The 6,897-nt window shown below is 71.1% G+C and carries 7 protein-coding genes; 1 reads left to right on the top strand and 6 read right to left on the bottom strand.

The genetic code is table 11. The features are described from left to right. Positions 1 to 239: hypothetical protein (locus tag QM633_RS09495; protein WP_415153513.1), on the top strand; the 239-nt coding region annotated here is incomplete at its 5' end. 24 nt (positions 240 to 263) lie between these two features. On the opposite strand, the gene QM633_RS09500 is transcribed toward QM633_RS09495, so the two are convergent. The 6 genes from QM633_RS09500 to QM633_RS09525 form a co-directional block, all read right to left on the bottom strand. After that, positions 264 to 677, bottom strand: a complete 414-nt coding sequence (locus QM633_RS09500; protein ID WP_415153514.1) for a VOC family protein — start codon at positions 675 to 677, stop codon at positions 264 to 266. Positions 678 to 686: 9 nt separating this feature from the next. Next, complete coding sequence (locus QM633_RS09505; protein WP_415153515.1) at positions 687 to 1,127, bottom strand: helix-turn-helix transcriptional regulator; 441 nt, start codon at positions 1,125 to 1,127, stop codon at positions 687 to 689. A gap of 18 nt (positions 1,128 to 1,145) precedes the next feature. Continuing rightward, positions 1,146 to 1,688 carry a type 1 glutamine amidotransferase domain-containing protein gene (locus tag QM633_RS09510; protein ID WP_415153516.1) on the bottom strand — a complete coding sequence of 181 codons (543 nt, stop codon included), beginning with the start codon at positions 1,686 to 1,688 and terminating at the stop codon, positions 1,146 to 1,148. Positions 1,689 to 1,902: 214 nt separating this feature from the next. Beyond that, a complete protein-coding gene (locus QM633_RS09515; RefSeq protein ID WP_415153517.1) occupies positions 1,903 to 4,356 on the bottom strand; it encodes a thiamine pyrophosphate-dependent enzyme in 2,454 nt (817 codons plus the stop codon). Positions 4,357 to 4,448: 92 nt separating this feature from the next. Then, a complete protein-coding gene (gene lpdA, locus QM633_RS09520; RefSeq protein ID WP_415153518.1) occupies positions 4,449 to 5,819 on the bottom strand; it encodes a dihydrolipoyl dehydrogenase in 1,371 nt (456 codons plus the stop codon). A 79-nt stretch (positions 5,820 to 5,898) separates the two neighbouring features. Further along, positions 5,899 to 6,897: 2-oxo acid dehydrogenase subunit E2 (locus QM633_RS09525; protein WP_415153519.1), on the bottom strand; the 999-nt coding region annotated here is incomplete at its 5' end.

Here is a 6,897-nt window from a genome sequence, read left to right on the forward strand (position 1 = left end):
GCCGGGTGGCGGCCGGCGCCTACCTGAGCGGCCGCGTGGCCGTGCGCAGCAGCCGGGCGCTGATGCCGGAGCTCGCCCGCGATCCCGCCGCAGGCGGCCCCCCGTCGGCCGTCGCCCGCAGGGCACTCCCCGTCCTGCTGCCGCTGGCCAGGCGCGCCGATCTCGCCCTGAGGGCCTTCCTGCCCGCGCGCTGGCACCGTGCGGTCCGGGACGGCTGGTACCGACTCCGGGTCAGCTGACCCGGCGCTCGCTGCCCGTCCGGGTCACGACCAGGCGGAGGGCGGCTGGTCGATCCGGACGAGGTTGCCGGCCGGGTCGCGGACCGCGCAGTCGCGCGTCCCCCACGGCTGGTCGGCCGGCTCCTGGACGACCTCCGCGCCCGCGCTGCGCAGGTGGTCGAAGGTGGCGTCGAGGTCGCCGGTGCGGAAGTGGACGCCGTTCATCGCCCCCTTCGCGAGCAGCGCAGCCACCGTGTCGTTGTCGTCGGGGCTGCCGTTCACATAGTTGGTGATCACGATCGAGACGCCCGGCTGGGCCGGCGAGCCCACCGTGATCCAGCGGGACGCGCCGCGGGCGACGTCATTGCGCACCTCCAGGCCGAGGGCGTCACGGTAGAACGCGAGCGCCTCGTCGGGGTCGGTGACCTGGACGAAACAGGTCGAGAGGGTCAGATCCATGCCTCCAACCTAGGCACCTGCGACGGCCGGCGCTTCTCCGTTCCTGCTCGGTTCCCTGCGCGGGCGGGTGACCTGCTTCGCCACGCAGCCGGGCACCGCGGCCAGGCCGTCGTGGTTGCGGGCGCGGTAGGAGGTGGGAGTCTCCCCCACGAGTTGGGTGAACCGGGCGCTGAACGACCCCAGCGACGAACAGCCGACCGCCAGGCAGACCTCGGTGACCGAGAGGTCGCCGCGGCGGAGCAGGGCCTTCGCCCGCTCGATCCGCCTGGTCATCAGGTACGCGTAGGGCGTCTCCCCGTAGGCGGCACGGAAGCGGCGGGCGAAGTGCGCAGGCGACATCAGCGCGGTCCTGGCGATCTCCGCCACGTCCAGCGCACGGGCGTACTCCCGGTCGATCAGGTCCCGCGCGCGGCGCAGCCGCGCCAGGTCGGCCAGGTCCTGCCTCGTCACGCAGCGAGCATAGGTCCCTCAGGCGTTGGCGACGGCCTCCACCAGCGCGGCGTTGAAGGCCGGCAGGTCGCGAGGGCTGCGGCTGGTGACCAGGTTGCCGTCCACGACGACCTCCTGGTCGACCCAGCGGGCACCGGCGTTCTTCAGGTCCGTGGAGATGCGGGTGGTGGACGTGAGCGTCCGGCCCGGCACCACCCCGGCCTCGATCAGGATCCAGGGCCCGTGGCAGATCGACGCCACCGGCTTGCCCGCGTCCATGAAGGCCCGGACGAACGCGATCGCCTTCGGATTGGTGCGGATCTTGTCGGAGTTCAGTGTGCCGCCCGGCAGCACGAGCGCGTCGTAGTCGTCGGGATCCGCCTCGTCGAGCGTGAGGTCCACGTCGAAGTCGTCGCCGCGGTCCCAGTCACCGATCAGCGCGGTGATCGTCCCGGGCTCCTCGCTGACGAGGACCGGCGTCGCGCCCGCACTCTCCAGAGTCGCCCACGGGTCGGTGAGCTCAGGCTGCTCGACGCCGCGCTTCAGCAGGAACGCCACCTTCTTGCCACTCAGGTCAGTCATGCTGCCAACCTACCCAGAACTCGTCGACGGCTTCCGGACCGAGTAGAGAACCGTCCCCGATCCAGACCGCGACCCATACCCAGAACTCGTCGACGGCTTCCGGACCGAGTAGAGAACCGTCCCCGATTCAGTCCGCGGCCCAGCCCGGACCGAGTAGAGAACCGTCCCCGATTCAGTCCGGACCGGGTTGGGGACGGTTCCTTACTCGGTCCGGTCAGACGCCGAGGCGGGTGCGGCGGACGAGCTCACCGTCGGTCCAGTTGGACGTCGGGACGTGCCCGGGCAGCGGCAGGATGCGCTCGTGGATGGCGTCGACGATCCACGCCGGCTGGGGGAAGAACAGGTCCTCCAGTTCGGGAGCAGGGGTGATGTGGTTACGGGCGCCGACCACGACGACCGGGGCGTCCAGGGCGTCGAAGGCCAGGTCCTGGACGTCCGTGGCGACGGTCTGCAGGAACGAGCCGCGGGTCACCGCGTCGGAGGCGAGCACGAGGCGTCCGGTCTTCCTCACGCTCTCGACCAGCGTCGTGTAGTCGAGCGGGGCGACGAAGCGCAGGTCGATCACCTCCGCGGAGATGCCGTACTTCTCCTGCAGGGTGTCGGCGGCCGCCAGGGCGCGGTACAGGGTGGCGCCCAGGGTGGCGATAGTCACGTCCGTGCCGGCGCGGCGCACCACCGGCTGGCCCTCGGGGGTCTCGTAGTAGCCCTCCGGCACGCCGTCGGCCTCGAACTGCTCGCCGATGTCGTAGAGCAGCTGGGACTCCAGGAACACCACCGGGTCGGTGCCGGCCAGGGCCGCGTTCAGCATCCCCTTGGCATCGGTCGGGGTGGCCGGGAAGAACACCTTCAGGCCCGGGATGTGCGAGACCAGGGCCGACCAGTCCTGCGAGTGCTGGGCGCCGTACTTGTTGCCGACCGACACCCGCAGCACCAACGGCATCCTCAGCAGGCCGGCCGACATCGACTGCCACTTCGCCATCTGGTTGAACACCTCGTCGCCCGCGCGGCCGAGGAAGTCGCAGTACATCAGCTCGACGACCGCGCGGCCGCCGGAGAGCGCGTAGCCCACTCCCGCGCCGACGATCGCCGCCTCCGAGATCGGGGAGTTGAACAGCCGCCGGTACGGCAGCAGTTCGGTCAGCCCGCGGTAGACGGCGAACGCGCCGCCCCAGTCCCGGTTCTCCTCGCCCCACGCGCACAGGGTGGGATCGATCGCGTACCGGTGCGCCATCGCCTCGAACAGGCCGTCGCGGAACTGGTACATCCGCACCTTCGAGACCGGCTTGCCGTCCGCGTCGGTGGTCTTGCGCACCTTCTTCGCGATCGCCTTCACCCTGGCGTTCTCGGCCAGCGGCTCGAGCAGCTCCGGATCGCCGGCGCCGAACGCCTCGACATGGGAGTTGCTGAGCATCTTCGACTCGATGTAGGTCGCGTCGACCCGCTCCAGGTCGTCGCTGGACGCCAGCGCGAGCACCCTCGTCAGCCGCTCGACGATCCGGGCACGCAGGTCGTCCACGTCCGCACCCTTCAGGACGCGCTTGCTGACCAGCAGGTCGGAGAAGGACGTGATCGAGTCCGCGGCCTCCCACGCCTCGATCTCCTCCCGCGTCCGGTAGCTGGAGGCGTCGGACGGGGAGTGGCCGCTGATCCGGTAGGTGATCGTGTCGAGCAGGACGGGGCCGCGCCCGGCCAGCAGGATCTCCTTCTTGCGGGCGATCGCGTCGGCGACGGCGAGCGGGTTGTACCCGTCCACCCGCTCGGCGTGCATGGCCTCCGGGTTCACGCCCGCGCCCACCCGGGCGAGGATGTCGTAGCCCATAGTCTCGCCGTCGGTCTGGCCGCCCATGCCGTAGAAGTTGTTGAAGAAGTTGAACAGGATCGGCGGGTTGCCGCCGTCCTCGGGCCGCCACAGCTGGCGGTACTGGTCCATGGCGGCGAACATCATCGCCTCCCACACCGGCCCGCAGCCCATGGACGCGTCCCCGATGTTGGCGATCACGATGCCCGGCTGCCGGTTCACCCGCTTGAACAGCGCCGAGCCGTTAGCGATCGGGGCCGAACCGCCGACGATGGCGTTGTTGGGCATCGAGCCGAATGGGGTGAAGAAGGCGTGCATGGAGCCGCCCATGCCCCGGTTGAAGCCGACCTTGCGGGCGAAGATCTCGGCCAGGGTGCCGAACAGGATGAAGTTCTCGGACAGTTCCTCAGCGGTGTCGTAGCCGATCTTCTCCGCGTAGCGAAGGGTGTCGCCGCCCAGGAAGCTGCTCATCGTCTCGGCGAGCTTCGCGGCGTCCATCTTCCGCGCGGCGGAGAAGCTCTTGGCCAGGATCTCCCCGTGGCTGCGGTGGCTGCCGAAGATGTAGTCGTCGGCGTCGAGTTCGGCGGCCTGACCGACCGCCGCGGCCTCCTGACCCGCCGACAGGTGGGCGGGACCCTTGTGGTTGTACTCGATACCCTGCCACCCGCCGGTGGTCTTGATCGAGTTCAGCATCGACTCGAACTCGCGGATCGCGATCATGTCGTGCAGCATCGCGACCAGGCCGTCCGCGCCGTAACGCTTCTTCGCGGCGGTGAAGTCGAGCGTGTACGCGTTCACCGGGATCGGCGGGACGGTGATCGTCGAGGCCGCGCGGACCTCGGCCGGGTTCACAGCTAGTGACTTGGGCATCTCTTCCTTCGCTCTTGATGTGGTCTCCCCGACGGGTCGGAGTCTCAGCCGGCCAGGGGCGGCAGGGACTCCGGCCCGTCGGGAGGAGGGGGTCAGTCCTTGAGGGCCCAGGCAGCCTCGCGGATGCCTTCGGACACAGTCGGGTGGGGGAAGACGACCTGGCGCAGGTCGTCGACGGTGAGTTCGGTCTCCAGGACGGCGGCCGCGCCCCAGATGGTCTCGGGGGCGTAGCTGCCGAGCATGTGGATGCCGAGGACGGCCCGCGTCCCGGCATCGGCGATCAGCTTCACCGCGCCGGGGCCACGGACGCCGTTCTCTGCGACGAAGCGTCCGGACACCGCCAGCGGCACGGTGGCGGTGACCACGTCGTGGCCGCGCCCGGCCGCCTGCGCCTCGGTGAGCCCGACGCCGGCCGCCTCGGGGATCGAGTACACCGCCCAGCCGATGGTGTCGGTGCGCAGCGTCTGGCCGGCGCGCTTCGCCGCGACCGGGTCGATGATGTGGGCAGCGGCGACCTCACCCATCCGGTAGGCGGCGTGCGCGAGCAGGCTGCGTCCGGTGACGTCGCCGACCGCCCAGACGTTCGGCAGGTTGGTTCGCATGCTGTCGTCGACGACCACGCCTCGTGGCCCGACCTCCAGGCCGGACTCCTTCGCGCCCCACCCGTCGACGAGCGGGCGCCGTCCGACCGCCATCAGCACGAGGTCGGCATCCGCACGCTGCCCTGCGCCCTGCGCGTCGGTGTAGACCACCGTCGAGCCGTCGATGCCGGTGACCCGGCAGCCGAGCCGGAAGGTCACCTCCGACAGCGCCCTGCGGAGCTTCGCGGCCAGCTCGTCGTCCATGAAGGGAACGATCTCCGGCAGCATCTCGATCACCTCGACCTGCGCGCCGAATGCCGCGAAGAGGGACGCGAACTCGAGCCCGATCACGCCGCCGCCGATCACGGCCAGGCGCTTCGGGACGGCCTCGACGGCCAGCAGGCCGGTGGAGTCGACCACCAGCGGGTTGTCCTTCGCCCCGGGGATCGGGGGCATCGCCGGCACCGAGCCGGTCGCGATGATCACGTGGTCGGCGCTCCGCCGGACCCCCTCCACCTCGACCACGCCCGGGCCGACCAGCGTCCCGTGGGCGTTCGCGACCTCGACGCCGGCGCGCTTCTCGGCCATACCGACCCCGCCCACGAGGGTCCTGACCACCTCCGCCTTCCACGACTGGACGGTGGCCCAGTCGTAGCTGACGTTCTCCGCCGTCACCCCGAACTGTGCGGAGTGCCGGGCGTGCGCGTACAGCTTCGCGGAGTTCAGCAGGCTCTTGGTGGGGATGCAGCCCACGTTCAGGCAGGTACCGCCCAGCGCGTCCTTCTCGACCAGCAGCACTTTCTTCCCCGCGTGGCCCAGCCGCTCGGCGGCGATGTACCCGCCGGGGCCGCCGCCCAGCACGATCACGTCGTAGTCGGCCATCAGAATCCCCCTCTGTCCTCGCCCTGACCCTCGATCGGCCGGATCGTCATCACGTTCGTTCTCCCTCGCCTCGATCAGGTCAGCCGAGCACGGTCAGGTCGATGTCGGCCACGGCCGCGCACAGGTCCTTCAGGAAGCGGGCGGCGTCCGCACCGTCGATCACCTGGTGGTCGGCGGTCAGCGAGAACCCGATCCGCTGTTCGGCGCCGACGCTGCCGTCGGCGTGGATCACCGCGCGCGGGAAGATCGCATCCACCCCGAGGATCGCCACCTGCGGCACGTTCAGCAGCGGCGTGAACGACTCGATCCCGAAGGCGCCCAGGTTGGACACCGTGAACGTCGCCCCGCCCAGCAGGTCCGGGCTGATCGAGCCGCCGATCGCCGCGGTGGCCAGCGTCTTGCACTGCGCGGAGAAGTCCCGCAACGACAGCGCCTCGGCGAACTGCAGAGTCGGCACCAGCAGGCCGCGGGGGGTGTCCACGGCCATGCCGAGGTGGACGGAGGAGAACTCGCGCAGCACCCCACTGGACAGGTGGGCGTTCACCGCCGGGTGCTTCAACAGCGTGCGCACCGCGGCGAACCCGACCATGTCGCCGATGGTGACCGCGGCGAGTTGCGGGTCGGCGGCGCTCTTCAGCCGCTTCCGCAGGGCGAGCAGGCCGGCGGCCGGAGCGGTCGCCGTGTAGGTCAGCTGCGCGGAGGTCGCCAGCGAGGCCATCATCCGTTCGGCGATCACCTTGCGGACCCCCTTCAGCGGCGTGTCGGTGAACGCGCCCGGGAACGCCTCCCCCGACCCGCCGGACGCCGCGAGGACGCCGGCGTCAGGACGGGCGGCCGCTGCCCCGTCGGCGCTGCCGGGAGCCAGGTCGGCGCGGGTCACGCGCCCACCGATGCCCGATCCCGCCGTGCCCGGCAGGAACCCGGACGCCTCGGCGCGCGCACCCTGGGTCAGGCCCGGACCGGCGGCGATCGCCGCCTGCACGTCCCGTTCGATCACGCGCCCCTGCGGGCCGGTGCCGGCGAGCAGGTCGGCTGCGATCCCCCGGGACGCGGCGAGCGCCCGTGCCCGCGGCGAGAC

It is taken from the genome of Propionicimonas sp. (assembly GCF_047606205.1).
GTDB lineage: Bacteria > Actinomycetota > Actinomycetes > Propionibacteriales > Propionibacteriaceae > Propionicimonas.